Genomic DNA, 18,049 nt, shown 5'->3' with positions numbered 1-18,049 from the left:
CAAGCTAGTCGTTCAGTTCATTGCGGCGGGCGCCGCCCCTCCCAGGCATCTTGCAGAAGCGCGCGGATGTCTTCGCGGTTGAAGGCACGCGGATTCCAATATGGATTTTTGGTCGCGATTTCCGAGGCGCGGTCGAGATCGCTCTCGCTCAGTCCGAAATCCCTGAGTTTAGTCGGCGCGCCGAGCGAAGCGGCGAAGTCGAACAGCGCGGCACCCGGCGTGCCGCCAAGCGCATCCGAGACCGGCGCGAGCAGGTCCGGGATCTCCACCGAATTGAACCCGATCGTATGCGGCAACAGGATCGCGTGGGTCTCGGCATGCGGGGTATTAAAACTGCCGCCCAGCGTGTGGCAGAGCTTGTGATGCAGCGCCATCGACGCTCCGCCGAGGGCTGCACCGCAGAGCCAGGCACCGTAGAGCGCCCCTGCCCTCGCTTCGCGGTCACCGGCGTCCTTCGCCAGAGCCGGCAGCGCGCCGGAGAGCGTGCGCAACGCGTCCGTCGACATCAGCGTGACGATCGGATTGCGGTCGCGAGCGTAGAGCGCTTCGGCGGCATGCGCCATGGCGTTCAGCCCCGAGGTGATCGTCAGTGCCGGCGGCAGGGTGAGCGTCAGGTCGACATCGTAGATCACGGTTTCGGGAAGGATCGACGGGTCGCGCCGTGTCGTCTTCTCGCCGCCAGCGGTCTCGCCCAGAATATCGGTCATCTCGGAACCGGCGTAGGTGGTCGGGATCACCACCTGGTCGGCGCCGCTACGGGTGGCGATCGCCTTGCCGAGGCCGATGGTCGAGCCGCCACCGAGCGACACGACGCAATCCGCGCCGCTGGACTTGAATGCGGCCAGCGCCGTTTCGGTCACCTCGACCGGCGTGTGCATGACAGCCCCTGCGAAGATGCCGGCGGACAACGCACCGAGCCGCTCGGAAAGCGCCTCCGCGTCAGCTTTCTGGTTGGGCGTAGACAGCACCAACGCCTTGCGCCGCCCGAGCCTTGCGATCTCGACACCGGTCTCAACAATGGTGCCATGGCCGAAGATGACGCGGGAGCGCAGGCCGGGAAAGACGAAGGGGTTTATCGTGCTCATGCCGCCGCTTCCCTTCTCGTACCGGAAGCCACGCGGCCGGCTGCCACCTGCTCCAGCATCGCGTCCAGCACGGCGATCTCGGCGTCCAGAACCTCATGCACCCGACCCGGAAACACTTCGACGCGCAACGCGGCACCCGCCCGGGCCACATCCTGGGCCGCCTCGAAGAACGCGTCGAGCGGTATCCAAGGATCGGCGTCGCCGCAGGAGAGATAAGCGGGCAATCCGTCGAGGAAGGTGGCCGCTTGCGCCCGCAACGCGCCGCCGACGCGGCAGCCGGTGAACGCCACCAGTCCGCGCAGCCGTCCGGGCCGACGCAGAACATATTCGAGCGACAGGCAGGCGCCCTGCGAAAAGCCGGCGAGCACGATGCGGTCGCCCGGCGCGCCTTCGGATACCGCCAGGTCGATGGCCGCATCGATCGCGTCCAGCGCCGCCTCGAGTTGCGACGCGCTACGCGCCGACAGCGGATCGACGGCGCGCGCTTCGTACCAGACGCCGCCCGGCGCGCGCGGCAGCACGACATGCGCGCTTGAATTGCGGAGGCGGTCGATCACATGATCGGCCATCTCCTCCGGCGACTGGCCGCGGCCATGCACGAAGACGCAGAGCGCGTCGGCATGGGCGGGCATGGCCCCCAGCCTCAGCACCGCGTCATCTGTCCCGGCAGCATCCATACCCAAACCGCCTACCACTCGAATTTTTCGAGGCCGGCGACCATCTCGGCCTTGCGGTCCTCGAACCAGGGCGGGAAGACCAGCGTCTGGCCGGTCTTGCCTTCCGGCTCGTCGACCGCCCAGCCACGCTCCACCGACCAGGCGATCTCGAACAGCGCGCCGCCCGGCGAGCGGACGTAGCAGGATTTGAAATAGTTGCGGTCTTTCTGGTCCGACACGTCGGTGAAACCCATGCCTTCCAGATGCGCCTTGAGTTTTAGCTGGTTCTCCTCGTTGATGGTGTTGAGCGCGAGGTGATGGATTGTGCCGCCGGCCAGCGTCCATGTACCCTGCGGCTTGTTCGGCTCATGCAGTACCTCTACCGAGCCCATCGGGCCGGAAGCCGGAAGCTTGAATTTCAGCGCCGCACTTTCCTCGCCGAGCTTCTCCAGCCCCAGGCCGATGGTGAGAAAATCGTCCATGGACGTCTTGTCGAACACCGCGATGCCGACGCCGTAGATGCCCTTGATGCCATGCGCGGCGCTGATGCCGTCGGCGGAGATCGATTCGCGCTTGTCGCTGTCGGCCGCGACCAGCTCTATCGGGATGCCGCAAGGATGTTCGAAGGCGATCCGCTTGATGCCGAAGCGCTCGATCTGCCTTGCGTTGCGGCCGGCCTTGTTCAGCCGGTCTTCCCAGAAGTCGAGGCTTTTGGGCGGCACCGCAAGCTGGATGACTTTGGTCTGGTTGGTGCCGCGCTTGCCGAAAATGCCCGGCTTGCGGAACGGAAAGGTGGTGACGATGGTGGAGGCGTCGCCGGCGGCGTTGCCGTAATAGAGGTGGTAGACCGGCGTGGTGCCGTCGAACAGCACGGTCTTCTTTACCGACTTCATGCCGAGCGTTTTTGTGAAGAAGTCGAAATCCTCCTGAGCGCCGTCGACGCTCATGGTGAGATGGTGGTAGCCGTCGATAAGAGCCATTGTTTCCTCCCTGAAATTATGCCGTGCGGGACTGTAGCACTGTTTCGTGTGGGCAAATCGCGACCGCCGGACAGTTGATCGTCGACAAGCGAAAAATCCTCATGCGGCCCGCCTCCCCGGCTTCGCCCGCACCATGACAAAGGTGAAGTCGAGCGCCCAGACAGTCGTCCCGCCTTTGCAGGTCTCGTGCCGGATATCGCCGATGAGCTCCGGCCGGACGCCGAACAACGGATCCTCATGCAGCATCGCCTCGGCGCGCTCGAACACATGCGTCGTCACGGTCTCGAAGCCATCGGCGCTGATCATGAAATGCAGATGCGCCGGCCGCCGCAGCGCACCGCCGACCGCGCGCAACAACTGGCCCGCCGGCCCGTCGTCGGGAACCGTGTAGCCCGCCGGCTTGACGGTAACGTAGTCGAAGGCGCCGTCGCCGCCCGTGGTAAAGACCCCGCGCAGATTGAATTCCGGCTGCAGGTCCGGCTGCTGGTTCTCGTAAAAGCCCGTGCCGTTGGCCTGCCAGGTCTCGACCGTGGCGCCGACAACCGGCCGGCCGTCGAGGTCCAGCACTTTTCCGCGCACATTGAGCCGCTCGCCAAAACCGTCCAGCGAGATGCTGGCGCCGTTCGGCAGTTTTGGCGCATCGGCACGGTAGAACGGCCCGCGCGCCGTGTTCGGCGTCGCCCCGTGCGGGCGGCGCGAATTAAGCTCTTCCACCAGCGCGGTGACGCCGAGCAGGTCGGACAGCAGCACCCATTCCTGGCGCTTGTCGTCGCTGGCGTGGCCGACCTCGGTCAAGAAGGTGACGATCTTCTTCCATTCGGCCGGAGTCGGGCGGGTTTCACGAACAAGCTGGTGGAGATGCGCGACCGTCGACACAAGCGCCTTCGACAGCCGGCTCGCCTGGGCCTTGTCGAGCCGGCCGGCGAAAATGTCGAAGGACGTGTCCTCGCCGAAAGCCGGCGCGGTGCTCAGCGATGGCATGTTTCCTCCCACGCCTTGTCGAAAACAGGCTAGCACCGGCGCTTCGATTGTTTGATGATTTTATACGGAGTTAATATACCATATCGTTATGAAACTCGATGAACGCCATCTGGTGCAACTCGCCGCGGTCGTGCAGACCGGCAGCGTCACCGAAGCGGCGGCGATGCTCGGCCTGACCCAGCCGGCGGTGTCGCGGACGCTGGCGATGCTGGAGAAGCGGCTGGGCGAGCCGCTGTTCCACAAGGGCCGCCGGCCGCTGGAGCCGACATCGCTCGGCCGCGCGCTGGCGGATCACGGCCAGGTCATGCTCTCGGCATCGCGAAAAGCCTCGGAACTGGTCGCCGACTTCCGCCAGGGCCAGGCAGGCGTGGTGCGGCTCGGCGGCGTGCCGTTCTTCATGGATGCGCTGATCGCCGGCATGATCGCCGAATTCCAGCAGGCGCATCCGGACGTGCGCATCGACCAGACCTATGGCTACCTGCCGGATCTGAGCGCAGCGCTGCTCTCCGACCGCATCGACATTGGCGTCTGCCCGATCGACATTCTGGACGAGGGGTCGGGCCTGACCTTCCAGGAGATCCTGCCGGCCCGCAACGTCATCGCCTGCGGCGCGACGCATCCCTTACTAATGAAGCGCCGGATCGTCGCCGCCGATCTGGTCGCCTATCCGTGGATCGCGCCGCCGCCGGGCAGCCCGCTGCTGTCGGACCTGCACCGCATCCTGCTGTGGCTGGGCGTCACGGAAATACGCATCCGCTATTCGGGCGGCTCACCGCTCAGTGTGGTCAACTACATGAAGGCCACCGATGCGCTGACCGTCCTGCCGCACAGCGTCGTCTTCGCGCTGCGCAAGGACCGGGCGATCACCGCGCTCCCCTTCGACTTCCCGCAGCCCGAACGAGCACTAGGGCTGCTGCGCTTGTCCGACACACCGCGCGCGCCGGCCGTCGAGGCCTTCGCCGCGCATGTCGGCAAGAGTTTCGAGAATTTGAAACACCTGATCAAGCGGCACGAGCAGGCGGTAGTCTGGGGGGCGTGAAGTTCCTCGCGCTCACCCCTTAAGGTCGCGCTGGAGATTGCCGGTATTCCCCCGGTCGAACGTCACCGCCTTGACCACCGCGAACACCTCGCGTCCTGGCGCGAGGCTGAGCGCGTCGATCGAGCGGCGTGTGACGCGGGCGGCGAGGCGATCGCCGCCGCAGTCGAGCGAGACCAGCCCGTCCGGCCCCTCGCCCACCGTCATCGCCGCGATTTTTCCCGGCAGCACGTTGAGCGCGCTGATGCCGACCGGTCGCACGACCGCCAGCATCACATCGCGGGCTCGTACGCGGGCGCGCACCTTCGCACCGGGCGCGGCGTCGATCCGCGGCAGGCGCCATTCGCCACTGGCGGAGCGCAGCACCGTCAGCCCAAAAACCTCGTCCTGCCCCATTACGGTCAGGTCGATCATCGCACCGGCCTCCGCCCGCTCCTCCTCGGGCAGCAGGTCGAAACGCGAAAGAATGTCGGCGGCCGGGCCGCTGGCAGTAACCTTGCCGCCCGACAGCACGACCACATCGGAGGCGAGCCGGGCTACCTCGGCCACGGAATGGCTGACATAGACGATCGGGATTTTCGTCTCGTCGCGCAGCCGCTCGATATAGGGCATGATCTCGGCCTTGCGCGCGTCGTCGAGCGAGGCGAGCGGCTCGTCCATCAGGATCAGTCTTGGGCTGGCGATCAGCGCCCGGCCGATCGCCACGCGTTGCTTTTCGCCACCGGAGAGCGAGGCTGGTTTGCGCGGCAAGAGATGGCCGATGCCGAGCAGGTCGACGACGCCGGAAAAATCGGCATAACGCTCGGTGGCCGGCGTGAAGAACCGGCCATAGCCGAGATTCTGGCCGACGCTGAGATGCGGGAAAAGCCGCGCATCCTGGAACACGTAACCAATACGGCGGCGATACTTCGGCACGAAGACGTGCGCGTCGGTATCGACCAGCAGCCGTCCGTCCGCCTCGATGCGGCCGCTCCGGGGGCGAACCAGCCCGCCGATCATGTTGATCAGCGAAGTCTTTCCCGAGCCGGACGGCCCGAACAGCGCCGTCAGCCGGCCGCTGCTTTCGAAAGCGGCGTCGAGCAGGAAGGCGCCTTGGCTGTGATGGATGCGGACGGACAGGGTCATCTGCCGCGCCTCGCTGGAACACCCCTCATCCGCCTCGCTTCGTTCGGCACCTTCTCCCACAAGGGGAGAAGGTGGAGCACTGCATCAACGCCTCTGCCGATCACCAACGTTGGAGATTTGCAGAGGCGATCATGCAAGACTCCGACCTTCTCCCCCTGTGGGAGAAGGTGGCCGAGCGAGGCGAGGTCGGATGAGGGGTGTTCCAGCCTGACGAAGCCGCTTGGAATGAAATCGAACGAGGGGTGAAAAACCTTCATCCCTCGATATCCAGCCGCCGGCTGACGCGCCGCGCCAGCACCTCGGACGCCACCAGCGCGACCATGGCAATCGCGATCGACACCAGCGTAAGCCGAAGCGCTCCCAAATCACCGCCGGGCACCTGGGTAAACGTGTAGATGGCCGAAGGCAGGGTCTGGGTTTCGCCCGGAATGTTGGAGACGAAGGTGATGGTCGCGCCGAACTCGCCCATGGCTTTCGCGAAGGACAGGATCATGCCGGCGATGATGCCGGGAAGGATCAGCGGCAGCGTGATCGTGGCAAACACCCACCCCGGATTGGCCCCAAGCGTGCCGGCCGCCGCCTCGAGTTTTTTGTCGACCGCCTCGATGGAGAGGCGGATCGCCCGCACCATCAGCGGGAACGCCATCACCCCGCAGGCAAGTGCGGCGCCCGTCCAGCGGAAGGAGAAGACGATGCCGAAATGCTCGGCAAGGAAAGCGCCAACCGGGCCACGCCTGCCGAAGGTGAGAAGAAGAAGATAGCCGGTAACGACGGGCGGCAGGATCAGCGGCAAGTGGACGATGCCGTTGAGGATCGACTTGCCCCAGAACTCGCGGCGCGCCAACGCATAGGCGATGGCGATGCCGAACGGCAGCGCGACCACCGTCGCCCAGGTCGAGACCTTTATGGAGAGCCGGACCGCATTCCACTCATCCGGGCTGAGATGCAGCCACTCCATTCATGATCCAGTCGAAATCAGTTCGAGGCCGGCGGCACCAATACGGTAAAACCCTGCTCCTCGAAAAGGCCCCTGGCTTTCACCGATTGCAGGCATTTCAGGAAGGCCGGCGTCTCGGCGTCCTTGGACTCGGCGGTCTGCGCCACCGGATAGATGATCGGCGGGTGCGAATCCTCGGGGAAGGTGCCGACGATCTTGACCTTTTTGTCGGCCGCCGCGTCGGTCTGGTAGACGATGCCGACCGGCGCCTCGCCGGTGGAGACCAGCGCGAGCGCGGCGCGCACGTTCTCGGCCTGCGCCACCTTGCCTTCGACCGAGGCCCACACGCCGAGCTTTTCCAGCGCCGCCTTGCCGTATTTGCCGGCCGGCACCGAATCGACATTGGCCATGGCGAGTTTTCCGTCGCCGACCAGGTGTGCCAGGTCGAAGTTCGGCGCGATCTCCGTGCTGGCGGTCGAATCGGCCGGCGCTACCAGCACGATGCGGTTGCCGAGCAACTGGACTTCCGTGTCCGCCTTGGTCAGTTTCTTGTCGGAAAGGTATTTCATCCAGGCGAGGTCGGCCGAGATAAACACGTCGGCGGGCGCGCCTTCCTCGATCTGCTTGGCCAGCGCCGAACTCGCGGCATAGGAGATCGTCGCCTTCTCGCCGACATCGGCCTCGCAGGCGGTGTTGACGTTGTCGAGCGCGTTCTTGAGGCTGGCGGCGGCGAATACGGTGAGGCTCTCCGCCGCGAACGCTGCCGGCGTTGCCGCCAGCATCAGGCCCCCGGCCAAAGCCAGCAGTCGCAATCCCTTGTTCCCAATCATCGTCATCTCCCTTGAGGCTGCCGTGCCACGCGACGCGGCCACGTCGTCTTTGTTTGATCGATATATCCACTCAAACATAACTCCTGTCGGCAAGGCAACCGGATATGCCAACAAATATCGGAATTCATCGCGCACAAACTGCCCTCTATGACTGGCGTACGCGACATGAAAATATGACGACCCAGATGCAAGCAGCGATCGAAAGGAATGACATCATGAAAATCAGCGCCCGCAACATCCTGAAGGGCAAGGTCGTCGAGGTCACCAAAGGAGCAACCACGGCGCATGTGCGAATCGATGTCGGCAGCACGGTGGTGACGGCTTCGATCACCAACGCCGCGGTCGACGATCTGGGGCTGGCGGTCGGCAAGCAGGCCTACGCCGTGGTCAAGGCGTCGGACGTGATGGTGGCTGTGGACTGAGCGCAGCCGCATGGTCCGCGAAAACGAGATTCGGACTGGCGAGGCATCCATCGACGCGCCGCTGGCGACCGACGCCGGGCTGGTCTTCATCAGCCTGATCCGCACGCCCTGGACCGATCACACCCGCCGCAGCCGGGCGATTTCGAGACGGGTTGAGGCGCGTTGCGCAAAGGGACTAGAAACCAACCACAAATTTGCGAAGGGTGTTCGAAGGACGAACGGTGGAAGCGCGAAAGCGATCCTTTTGCCAAATTGCGGCATGACCCACCCGGCTTTTTTTGCTGCTTTGCTGCCGGAACGCTGTTTCGGGGTCAAAAAAATCCAGGAAATCCAGCCTGGAGCGTCTAAAAAATTAGTCGGCAAACAGATTGCGAAAAAATCGTTGTCCGGCTGTCACAATCAGTCGATACTCCCCATGCGAACCTCAAACCTTCGCCAACGAAAATTGGGAGTGAATGCCATGAAATTCAAAGGCCTGGCGGCCGGATTCGGCCTCGCCTTCACCTTGCTTTCCACCACCTCGTCCTACGCGGTCACCGAAATCTCCTGGTGGCACGCCATGACCGGCGCCAACAACGAGGTCGTGGAAACGCTTTCCAAGGAATTCAACGAGAGCCAGGGCGACTACAAGCTCGTGCCGGTTTTCAAGGGCACCTACCCCGAGACGCTGAACGCCGGCATTGCCGCGTTCCGTGCCAAGCAGCCCCCGGCGATCATGCAGGTGTTCGACGCGGGCACCGGCACGATGATGGCCGCGGAAGGCGCGATCAAGCCGGTCGCCGAGATTCTGTCGATGGGCGGCACGCCGTTCGACAAGAGCCAGTACCTGCCAGGCATCGTCTCCTATTATTCGAAGCCGGACGGCACCATGCTGTCCTTCCCCTACAACTCGTCCTCGCCGATCCTCTATTACAACAAGGACATTTTCGCGAAGGCCGGCCTCGACGTCGACAACCCGCCCAAGACCTGGAATGAGGTCTGGGATGCCGCGAAGAAGATCAAGGCGTCGGGAGCCGCCCCTTGCGGCTTCACCTCGACCTGGCTGACCTGGATCCACACGGAAAACTTCGCCGCCTGGAACAACTACCAGTGGGGCACGCAGGAAAACGGCATCGCCGGACCCGATGTCGAGCTGAAGATCAACGCCGAACCCTTTGTGAAACATTTCCAGGCGCTGGCGGATCTCGCCAAGGACGGCACGTTCAAATATGGCGGCCGTACCTCCGAGGCCAAGCAGATCTTCCTGGCCGGCGAATGCGGCATCTTCACCGAATCGTCGGGCGGTCTCGGCGACGTCGTGAAGTCGGGCATGAATTTCGGCACCGGCATGCTGCCCTACGATACCGAATCGCAGAACACGATCCCCGGCGGCGCTTCGCTCTGGGTGTTCGCCGGCAAGTCGGACGAGGAATACAAGGGCGTCGCGGCGTTCTTCAACTTCCTGTCGAAGACCGAAATTCAGGCCCGCCTGCACCAGGTATCGGGCTATCTGCCGGTAACGATGGCGGCCTACGAGAAGAGCAAGGCCGACGGGTTCTACGAGAAGAACCCGGCGCGCGAAATCCCGATCAAGCAGATGCTGGGCAAGGCGCCGACCGAGAACTCCAAGGGCGTCCGCCTGCCAAACCTGCCGCAGGTCCGCGACATCATGAACGAGGAATACGAGAAGATGCTGGCCGGCGAGCAGACTGCCCAGCAGGCGCTCGACAACGCCGTGTCGCGCGGCAACGCGGCGATCAAGGAAGCGCTGGGCAATTGATGAGCGCCCGCGCTTTCTCCCCCCTTGAGGGGGAGATGGCCGCGCAGCGGCCAGAGGGGGTCGGCGCGGCCGCGCGCCAACTCTCCCTCCCCCTTGAGGGGAGGGTGGCCGCGAAGCGGTCGGGTGGGGTCAGTGCGGCCGTGCGCCGACGCCCTCTTTTGCACTGTCGGCTCAAGGTGGGGTTGAGCACTGCCGCCACGACCCCACCCGACCGCTTCGCGGCCACCCTCCCCTCAAGGGGGAGGGATTCATGACCCCGCGCGTCGTCTTCCCCAACAAATTCCTGCCCTACATCCTGCTGGCGCCGCAGCTTGCCATCACGCTGGTGTTCTTCTACTGGCCCGCCAGCCAGGCGCTGCGCCAGTCGATGCTGAGGGAAGACCCCTTCGGGCTGAAGTCGAAATTCGTCTGGTTCGACAATTTCGAAAAGGTGCTGTCGGACCCGAACTACCTGAACTCGGTCAAGGTGACGGCGATCTTCTCGGTGTCGACGGCGGCCGTCGCCATGGTCGTGGCGCTGCTTCTGGCCGTCATGGCCGACCGTGTGGTGCGCGGCAAGGGCTTCTACCGTACGCTGATGATCTGGCCCTACGCCGTTGCCCCGGCGATTGCCGGCATGCTGTGGCTGTTCCTGTTCAACCCGTCGATCGGCACCCTGGCCCTCGGCCTGCGCTGGATGGGCATTCCGTGGGACCCGCTGCTCAACGGCAACCAGGCCATGGTGCTGGTCGTCGCGGCTGCCGCCTGGAAGCAGATCAGCTACAATTTCCTGTTCTTCGTCGCCGGGCTCCAGGCGATCCCGAAATCGCTGATCGAGGCGGCCGCGATCGACGGCGCCGGCGAGACCAAGCGTTTCTGGACGATCGTCTTCCCGCTGCTGGCGCCGACGACCTTCTTCCTGCTGGTCATCAACACCACCTACGCCTTCTTCGACACCTTCGGCATCATCCACGCCGTCACCGGCGGCGGCCCCGGCAAGGCGACCGAGACGCTGGTCTACAAGGTCTACAGCGACGGCGCGCTCAACCTGCTGCTCGGCGATTCAGCGGCGCAGAGCGTGATCCTGATGATCATCGTGATTGCGCTGACCGCGGTGCAGTTCCGCTATGTGGAGAAGAGGGTGCATTATGGGTAGCGCCGCCGCTCTCTCCCCCCTCGAGGGGGAGATGGCCGCAAAGCGGCCAGAGGGGGTCCGCGCGGCCGCACGCCGACATAATTTCGGCGTCAGCGACAGGGCGGTGCCTTCTGAGGTTACCCCCTCCGCCGCCTTCCGCGGCACCTCCCCCCCAAGGGGGGAGGAAAGCCCATGATAGGCCTGTCCCGCCCACGCGGCGTCATCGCCCATGTCGTGCTGCTGCTGGGCATCCTGGTTGTCGCCTTCCCGATCTACTACACCTTCGTCGCCTCGACCCACACGCTGCAGACCATTTTGCGCCCGCCGCTGCCGCTGCTCCCGGGCGGCGAGTTTTTTGACAATTATTACGAGGCGCTGTTCGGCGGCATCGGCCGCATCGGCGGCATCAATGTCTGGACGCTGCTGTTCAACACCAGCGTCATGGCGCTGGCCATTGCCGTCGGCAAGATCATCATTTCGATCCTGTCGGCCTATGCGATCGTGTTCTTCCGCTTCCCGTTGAGGATGACCTTCTTCTGGCTGATCTTCATCACGCTGATGCTGCCGGTCGAGGTGCGCATCATGCCGACCTACAAGGTGATGGTCGACCTCGGCCTGATCGACACCTATACGGGCCTGACCCTGCCATTGATGGCCTCGGCCACCGCGACCCTGCTGTTCCGCCAGTTCTTCCTGACCATTCCCGGCGAACTGGTGGAGGCCGCGCGCATCGACGGCGCCGGGCCATGGAAATTCTTCAAGGATATTTTGCTGCCGCTGTCGCGCACCAACATCGCGGCACTGTTCGTCATCCTCTTCATCTACGGCTGGACGCAGTATCTCTGGCCGCTCCTGATGACCAACCGCAACGACATGAACACCATCGTGATCGCGCTGAAAAAGATGGTGTCCTTCGCCGACGCCGACACGCAATGGCATCTCGTGATGGTAACCGCGATGCTGGCCATCGTCCCGCCGATCCTGGTGGTCGTCTTCATGCAGCGCTGGTTCGTGCGCGGGTTGGTGGAGACGGAAAAGTGAGAGTCGACGGCAGGCCCCCTCCACCACGCTTCGCGCGGTCCCCCTCCCCCGCTTCGCACGGGAGGATCAAGCGGCGCCGCTGGCTCCTCCCCTGCGAAGCGGGGGAGGGGGACCGCGCGAAGCGTGGTGGAGGGGGCGTCCAACATTCGATGAGGTACTGCAGGTAAATGGCAACCGTCGATCTGAAGGGCGTTCGAAAAATCTATGCCGGCAATGTCGAGGCAGTGAAAGGCGTTTCCATCGCCATTCCCGACAAGGCGCTGTGCGTGCTGGTCGGGCCGTCGGGCTGCGGTAAATCCACGCTGCTCAGGATGATCGCCGGACTGGAGACGATTTCGGCCGGCACCGTCTCGATTGACGGCAAGGTGGTGAACACCATCGGCCCGGCCGAGCGCGACATCGCCATGGTGTTCCAGAACTACGCGCTCTATCCGCACATGAAGGTCTACGACAACATGGCCTACGGCCTGCGCAACCGCGGCATGGGCAAGGAGGACATCGACACGCGCGTCCGTGCTGCGGCGAAGACGCTGGAACTGTCGCATTTGCTCGAACGTCGCCCGCGCGAATTGTCCGGCGGCCAGCGCCAGCGCGTCGCCATGGGCCGGGCGATCGTCCGCAACCCGAAAGTCTTCCTGTTCGACGAACCCTTGTCCAACCTCGACGCAAAGCTGCGCGGCCAGATGCGGGTCGAGATCAAGGCGCTGCAGCGGGCGCTGGGCGTGACCAGCGTCTACGTCACCCACGACCAGTTGGAAGCGATGACGCTGGCCGACATCCTGGTGGTCATGAACGGCGGCGTGGTCGAGCAGACCGGCGCGCCGCTGGACGTCTATGAACAACCTGCCTCGACCTTCGTGGCGAGTTTCATCGGCGCGCCGCCGATGAATCTTATCCCGGCAGCCGCCCTGCCCGGTTCCTCCGGCGTCACCGTACCCGCCGGCGCGGCAACGCTCGGCTTCCGGCCGGAGGATGCGGCCCTGCAATCCGGCGCGCCCGGCGCTCTGGCGCTTGAGGTCGCGGTCGAGGGCGTCGAGCCGGTCGGCGCCGAAAGTTTCATCCACTGCCTGCTGTCGGACAACCGGCTGATCCTGCGCGCGCCTGGCCGCACCGCGATTGCACCGGGCAACCGCATGTCGGTCGGTGTCGAAGCAGCAAAACTCCACTGGTTCGACGCAGTGGGCAAGCGGCTGTAGATTCGGCGCCGCTTGAGGTTGACTGATTGATCGTGCGTCCTTCGAGGCTCGCCCTTTGAAGATTGTGCCTTATTGCTGATGTTGTGCGGGCGGTGATTGGAGCTAAAATATTGGCGGGCGAGCCTCGAAGGACGCACCCAAACACCAATCCTCCCCGGCAACCACCGTCAAACATCCAGCGTGTTGTCGCGCTCCCACTGCGTAAAATGCTGGGCGTAGGAATTCCATTCCTGGCGCTTCAGCTTCAGATACGCAGCCGAAAATTCCGCGCCGAGCGCCGCCTTCAGCCCCTTGTCCTTGTCGAACTCGCGCAACGCATCGAGCAGATTGAGCGGCAGTTTCGGCGCGCCCTTCACCGTATGCCCGAACTGGTACATGTCGATGTCGTAGCGTTTTCCCGGATCGGCCTTGGTGCGCATGCCGTCCAGTCCCGCCGCGATGATCACCGCCTGCAACAGGTACGGATTGGCCGCACCGTCGGGCAGCCGCAGTTCAAAGCGTCCAGGACCCGGCACGCGCACCATGTGGGTGCGGTTGTTGCCTGTCCAGGTCACCGTGTTCGGCGCCCAGGTTGCGCCCGAAATCGTGCGCGGGGCGTTGATGCGTTTGTAGGAATTGACCGTCGGGTTGGTGATCGCGGCCAGCGCCGAGGCGTGTTTCATGATTCCGCCGAGGAAATTTCGGCCGCGCGCCGACAGGCCGAGCTCCATCGCATCATCGGCGAAGACGTTGGTTTTTCCCGCCTTGTCCCACACCGAGATGTGCGCGTGGCAGCCATTGCCGGTCAGGCCCGGAAAGGGTTTCGGCATGAAGGTGGCGCGCAGCCCGTGTTTTTCCGCCACCGACTTCACCATGAACTTGAAGAAGGAATGCTTGTCGGCGGTGGCGAGAACGTCGTCGAACGCCCAGTTCATCTCGAACTGGCCGTTGGCGTCCTCGTGGTCGTTCTGGTACGGACCCCAGCCCAGCACCAGCATGTGGTCGCAGATCTCGGCGATCACGTCGTAGCGGCGCATGACCGCCTGCTGGTCGTAGCAGGGCTTTGCCGCCGTGTCGGCGGCGTCCGAGATGGCAGAGCCGTCCGGCGAGATCAGGAAAAACTCGGCCTCCACGCCGGTCTTTACATACATGCCTTCCTCGCCCGCCTCGGCCATCAGCCGTTTGAGCGTGGCGCGCGGCGTCTGGTCGACCGACTTGCCCTCCATCACGCAATCGGCGGCGACCCAGGCGACTTCCGGCTTCCACGGCAACTGGATGACCGAATTGGCGTCAGGCACCGCCAGCATGTCCGGATGCGCCGGCGTCAGGTCGAGCCAGGTTGCAAAACCGGCAAAACCCGCGCCGTCCTTCTGCATGTCCGATATCGCCTGCGCCGGCACAAGTTTCGCGCGCTGGCCGCCGAACAGGTCGGTGTAGGAGATCATGAAATATTTGACGTTTTTCGCCTTGGCGAAGGCGGCAAGGTCCGCCGTCCCGGAAGTCTTGGCCATTTAAAATTCCCCATCTCGCCCGGATTTTCCGGTGCCATTATTCGGTAAGTGCTGGGGGACAGTTTACTTTTCCGCCCGCGCCAGCCTTGGAGAGCATCCGCCCTTCCGCGGAAAAAAGTAAACTGTCCCCGGCATTTCCTTCTGTCAGTACCCGGCGCGTCCCGGCACCCACTCCGTCCCTGCCAGAGGCACCTGAGCCATTGCCGCCGCTTCGACGGTCAGCGCGCAAAGGTCCTCTGGTTCCAGATTGTGGACGTGGTTCTTGCCGCACGCGCGCGCGATGGTCTGCGCCTCCAGCGTCATCACCTTCAGATAGTTGGCGAGCCGTCGCCCCGCCGCGACCGGATCGAGGCGCAGCATCAGCTCCGGGTCCTGTGTGGTGATGCCGGCCGGGTCTTTGCCCTCATGCCAGTCGTCATAGGCGCCCGCCGTGGTGCCGAGCTCGTTATATTCTGCCTCCCAACGCGGGTCGTTGTCGCCCAGCGCCACGAGTGCGGCGGTGCCGATGGAGACCGCGTCGGCGCCAAGCGCCAGGGCTTTCGCCACATCCGCCCCGTTGCGGATGCCGCCCGAGACGATCAACTGCACCTCGCGATGCATGCCCAGATCCTGCAGCGCCTTGACTGCCGGCCGGATGCAAGCCAGGGTCGGCATGCCGACATGCTCGATGAAGACTTCCTGCGTCGCCGCCGTGCCGCCCTGCATGCCGTCCAGCACCACCACGTCGGCGCCCGACTTCACTGCCAGCGCCGTATCGTAATAAGGCCGCGCGCCGCCGATCTTCACATAGATCGGCTTTTCCCAGTCGGTGATCTCGCGGATTTCGAGGATCTTGATCTCCAGATCGTCCGGGCCGGTCCAGTCCGGGTGACGGCAGGCCGAACGCTGGTCGATGCCTTTCGGCAGCGTGCGCATTTCCGCGACGCGATCGGAAATCTTCTGGCCGAGCAGCATGCCGCCGCCGCCGGGTTTTGCGCCCTGCCCCACCACGATCTCGATGGCGTCGGCGCGTCTGAGGTCGCGCGGGTTCATGCCGTAGCGCGACGGCAGATACTGGTAGACCAGCGTCTGCGAGTGGCCGCGCTCCTCCTCGGTCATGCCGCCGTCGCCGGTTGTGGTCGAGGTTCCGGCCACGGTCGCGCCGCGCCCGAGCGCTTCCTTGGCGGGGCCGGAGAGCGAACCGAAACTCATCCCGGCGATGGTGATCGGTATCTTCAGCTCGATCGGTTTTTTGGCATGGCGGGCACCCAGCACGACCTCGGTGCCGCAACGCTCGCGATAGCCTTCCAGCGGATAGCGCGAGATCGAGGCGCCGAGGAACAGCAGATCGTCGAAATGCGGCAGCCTGCGCTTCGCGCCGGCGCCGCGGATGTCATAGATGCCGGTCGCCGCCGCGCGACGGATTTCCGACAGCGTGTAGTCGTCAAAGGTCGCGGATTTGCGCGGCGTGGTCGGCGGGTTGCTATAGGTCATTTGCTCTTCTTATGTTTGCCGCACACGACGTACGCTGGCCGCCCATGGAAAACCTTTTCCGTGATTGGCGCGCCCTTCGGATAGACCCTAAAGCCAAGTTGTGTCTTGGGATCGGCTATGAAGACGACGTTGACCGGGCAGCGAATTTGGGCACGGCGGACGCAGGCGGCAACATTGGTCGGACACTTGATGCCATCACCCACTTTTACCTCTGCAGCCCAAGCCGGCTCCGGGACATAGGCCGAGGCAGCAACCAGCAGCGCCACTGAAGATGCCCTGCTGAATTGCCTTCGAATTTGATTAATATGCATCGGCATTGTCGATGTTGAAATTATAGAGCGTGCGCGCCGAGCCGTAGCGCGTGAATTCCTCCGGCTCGACACCGGTGACGCCGGCGCGCTCCAGCAGCTTGCGCAGGCGCTCGAGATGTTTCGGCTTCATCTTCTTCTGCACGCAGTCGGCGCCGAGGCTCTTTACCGTGCCCCGCACGAACAGCTTCGCTTCGTAGATGGAGTCGCCCAGCGCGTCGCCGGCATCGCCCAGCACGACCAGATTGCCCGACTGCGCCATGAAGGCCGACATGTGGCCGATGGAGCCATGCACGACGATGTCGATCCCCTTCATCGAGATACCGCAGCGCGACGAGGCGTTGCCTTCGATGACCAGCAGCCCGCCCCGCCCCGTGGCGCCCGCATACTGGCTGGCGTCGCCCTTCACCACGATCGTGCCCGACATCATGTTCTCGCCGACGCCAGGCCCAGCCGAACCATGCACGGTGATCGTGCCTTCGCTGTTCATGCCGCCGCAATAATAGCCGACGCTGCCGCGCACATCGACGCTGATCGGCTTGTCGACGCCGGCTGCGACCGCGTGGCTTCCCTGCGGGTTCAGCACTTCCCAGGCCGTTTCGTTCGAGCCGTCAGGAATGTGGTGGAGCGCCTGGTTCAGGTCGCGAAGCGAGGTCTTGGCGAGATCGACGACGACCGGCATTCAGTGCTCCCAGAAATAGACTTTTGCCGGCTCCGGCTCCCAGACTTTTGCCCCGGCGATGCCGGGAAGACTGGCCAGCGCCCGGTATTCCGAGCCGAAGGCGACATACTGCTCGGTCTCGGCCATCACGGCCGGCTTGCAGGCGATGGGATCGCGCACCACGCCGAAACCGTTGCGGGTGCCGACGACGAAGGTGAAGAATCCGTCGAGATCGGCCAGCGTGCCGTCGAGCGCTTCGCCAAGGTCGCTGCCTTCCTTGAGCCGCGACGAGATGTAGGCGGCCGCCACTTCCGTGTCGTTCTCGGTCTCGAACCGCATGCCCTTGCGCTTCAATTCGCGCCGGACGTTGTTGTGGTTGGAGAGCGAGCCGTTGTGCACGAGGCACTGGTCTGGTCCGGTCGAAAACGGATGCGCGCCGAGCGTGGTGACCGCCGATTCGGTCGCCATGCGGGTATGGCCGATGCCGTGCGTGCCGCACATGCCGGTAATCTCGAAGCGGTCCACCACCTGCTGCGGCAGACCGACTTCCTTATAGATCTCCACGGCGTCGCCTGCGCCCATGATGCGGATGTCCGGACGCAACTCGGAAAGACTGTTTCGCGCGGCCTCCATCTTTGCAGCAGGCACCTCGATCACGGCGTGGGTGGATTTCACCTGCATCGAGACCTTCGCGCTGATCGCCTTGCCGAGTTCGGCATCGAGCCCCTCAAAATCCCGCTTCGGCGAGGCCGACTGCACGGTGATCTTCGCCTTGCCCTTGGCGGGCGGCCCGTAGATGGCGATGCCTGCGCTGTCCGGCCCCCGGTCGCTCAGCGACACCAGCATTTCCGAGAGCATGGCGCCGAGCTTCGGCTCCAGCGATTTATCCTTGAGGAACAGTCCGACGATGCCACACATGGCGCAGCCTCTCCGCAGTTTGCGTGCGTTCAACGCT

General features: G+C 64.2%; 18 protein-coding genes. 6 read left to right on the top strand and 12 right to left on the bottom strand.

Annotation, left to right across the window (positions count from 1 at the left end):
• Positions 1-17: 17 nt before the first annotated feature.
• The 4 genes from ACSBOB_RS13525 to ACSBOB_RS13510 all read right to left on the bottom strand — a co-directional run bounded on the left by ACSBOB_RS13525 (position 18) and on the right by ACSBOB_RS13510 (position 3,702).
• Complete coding sequence (locus ACSBOB_RS13525) at positions 18-1,085, bottom strand: maleylacetate reductase (protein WP_442582905.1); 1,068 nt, start codon at positions 1,083-1,085, stop codon at positions 18-20.
• Entirely contained in the window at positions 1,082-1,762 is a 681-nt protein-coding gene (locus ACSBOB_RS13520) for an alpha/beta hydrolase (RefSeq protein WP_442582904.1), read from the bottom strand. The genes ACSBOB_RS13525 and ACSBOB_RS13520 overlap by 4 nt, the downstream gene beginning before the upstream one ends.
• Positions 1,763-1,773: 11 nt before the next feature.
• On the bottom strand, positions 1,774-2,721 hold the full coding sequence (locus tag ACSBOB_RS13515) for a VOC family protein (protein WP_442582903.1): 948 nt from the start codon (positions 2,719-2,721) through the stop codon (positions 1,774-1,776).
• 99 nt (positions 2,722-2,820) lie between these two features.
• A complete protein-coding gene (locus tag ACSBOB_RS13510; protein WP_442582902.1) occupies positions 2,821-3,702 on the bottom strand; it encodes a dioxygenase family protein in 882 nt (293 codons plus the stop codon).
• A gap of 88 nt (positions 3,703-3,790) precedes the next feature.
• Here ACSBOB_RS13510 and ACSBOB_RS13505 point away from each other — a divergent pair, with 88 nt between their 5' ends.
• A complete protein-coding gene (locus ACSBOB_RS13505) occupies positions 3,791-4,741 on the top strand; it encodes a LysR family transcriptional regulator (RefSeq protein ID WP_442582901.1) in 951 nt (316 codons plus the stop codon).
• A gap of 12 nt (positions 4,742-4,753) precedes the next feature.
• Here the strand turns inward: ACSBOB_RS13505 and modC are convergent, their stop codons facing one another.
• From modC to modA, 3 genes are all read right to left on the bottom strand, one after another.
• Positions 4,754-5,863 carry a molybdenum ABC transporter ATP-binding protein gene (gene modC / locus ACSBOB_RS13500; protein ID WP_442582900.1) on the bottom strand — a complete coding sequence of 370 codons (1,110 nt, stop codon included), beginning with the start codon at positions 5,861-5,863 and terminating at the stop codon, positions 4,754-4,756.
• 253 nt (positions 5,864-6,116) lie between these two features.
• The gene (modB, locus tag ACSBOB_RS13495; protein WP_442582899.1) at positions 6,117-6,821 is read right to left on the bottom strand and encodes a molybdate ABC transporter permease subunit; all 705 of its coding nucleotides are present in this window, start codon (positions 6,819-6,821) and stop codon (positions 6,117-6,119) included.
• Between the two features lie 17 nt (positions 6,822-6,838).
• The gene (gene modA / locus ACSBOB_RS13490) at positions 6,839-7,630 is read right to left on the bottom strand and encodes a molybdate ABC transporter substrate-binding protein (protein WP_442582898.1); all 792 of its coding nucleotides are present in this window, start codon (positions 7,628-7,630) and stop codon (positions 6,839-6,841) included.
• Between the two features lie 215 nt (positions 7,631-7,845).
• Between modA and ACSBOB_RS13485 the strand changes: the two genes are divergently transcribed.
• The 5 genes from ACSBOB_RS13485 to ugpC all read left to right on the top strand — a co-directional run bounded on the left by ACSBOB_RS13485 (position 7,846) and on the right by ugpC (position 13,162).
• The gene (locus ACSBOB_RS13485) at positions 7,846-8,052 is read left to right on the top strand and encodes a TOBE domain-containing protein (protein WP_442582897.1); all 207 of its coding nucleotides are present in this window, start codon (positions 7,846-7,848) and stop codon (positions 8,050-8,052) included.
• Between the two features lie 460 nt (positions 8,053-8,512).
• A complete protein-coding gene (gene ugpB, locus ACSBOB_RS13480) occupies positions 8,513-9,811 on the top strand; it encodes a sn-glycerol-3-phosphate ABC transporter substrate-binding protein UgpB (protein ID WP_442582896.1) in 1,299 nt (432 codons plus the stop codon).
• 250 nt (positions 9,812-10,061) lie between these two features.
• Positions 10,062-10,946, top strand: coding sequence for a sn-glycerol-3-phosphate ABC transporter permease UgpA (ugpA, locus tag ACSBOB_RS13475; protein WP_442582895.1), 885 nt, complete (start codon positions 10,062-10,064; stop codon positions 10,944-10,946).
• A 171-nt stretch (positions 10,947-11,117) separates the two neighbouring features.
• The gene (gene ugpE / locus ACSBOB_RS13470; RefSeq protein ID WP_442582894.1) at positions 11,118-11,966 is read left to right on the top strand and encodes a sn-glycerol-3-phosphate ABC transporter permease UgpE; all 849 of its coding nucleotides are present in this window, start codon (positions 11,118-11,120) and stop codon (positions 11,964-11,966) included.
• Positions 11,967-12,133: 167 nt separating this feature from the next.
• On the top strand, positions 12,134-13,162 hold the full coding sequence (gene ugpC, locus ACSBOB_RS13465; protein WP_442582893.1) for a sn-glycerol-3-phosphate ABC transporter ATP-binding protein UgpC: 1,029 nt from the start codon (positions 12,134-12,136) through the stop codon (positions 13,160-13,162).
• A gap of 167 nt (positions 13,163-13,329) precedes the next feature.
• Here the strand turns inward: ugpC and glnT are convergent, their stop codons facing one another.
• The 5 genes from glnT to ACSBOB_RS13440 all read right to left on the bottom strand — a co-directional run bounded on the left by glnT (position 13,330) and on the right by ACSBOB_RS13440 (position 18,012).
• Positions 13,330-14,652, bottom strand: a complete 1,323-nt coding sequence (gene glnT / locus ACSBOB_RS13460) for a type III glutamate--ammonia ligase (RefSeq protein WP_442582892.1) — start codon at positions 14,650-14,652, stop codon at positions 13,330-13,332.
• A gap of 144 nt (positions 14,653-14,796) precedes the next feature.
• The gene (locus tag ACSBOB_RS13455; RefSeq protein ID WP_442582891.1) at positions 14,797-16,125 is read right to left on the bottom strand and encodes an FMN-binding glutamate synthase family protein; all 1,329 of its coding nucleotides are present in this window, start codon (positions 16,123-16,125) and stop codon (positions 14,797-14,799) included.
• On the bottom strand, positions 16,122-16,436 hold the full coding sequence (locus ACSBOB_RS13450; protein WP_442582890.1) for a hypothetical protein: 315 nt from the start codon (positions 16,434-16,436) through the stop codon (positions 16,122-16,124). Before ACSBOB_RS13450 ends, ACSBOB_RS13455 begins: the two co-directional genes overlap by 4 nt.
• Positions 16,426-17,115: a protein GlxC gene (locus ACSBOB_RS13445; RefSeq protein ID WP_442582889.1), complete on the bottom strand. Its 690-nt coding sequence runs from the start codon at positions 17,113-17,115 to the stop codon at positions 16,426-16,428. Before ACSBOB_RS13445 ends, ACSBOB_RS13450 begins: the two co-directional genes overlap by 11 nt.
• Complete coding sequence (locus ACSBOB_RS13440) at positions 17,116-18,012, bottom strand: class II glutamine amidotransferase (RefSeq protein WP_442582888.1); 897 nt, start codon at positions 18,010-18,012, stop codon at positions 17,116-17,118.
• Positions 18,013-18,049: the final 37 nt, after the last annotated feature.

Origin of the sequence: Mesorhizobium sp. KACC 23794 (assembly GCF_052180275.1) — a bacterium.
Classification (GTDB): Bacteria; Pseudomonadota; Alphaproteobacteria; order Rhizobiales; family Rhizobiaceae; genus Kumtagia.
This window is presented reverse-complemented; position numbering and strand designations above follow the sequence as displayed.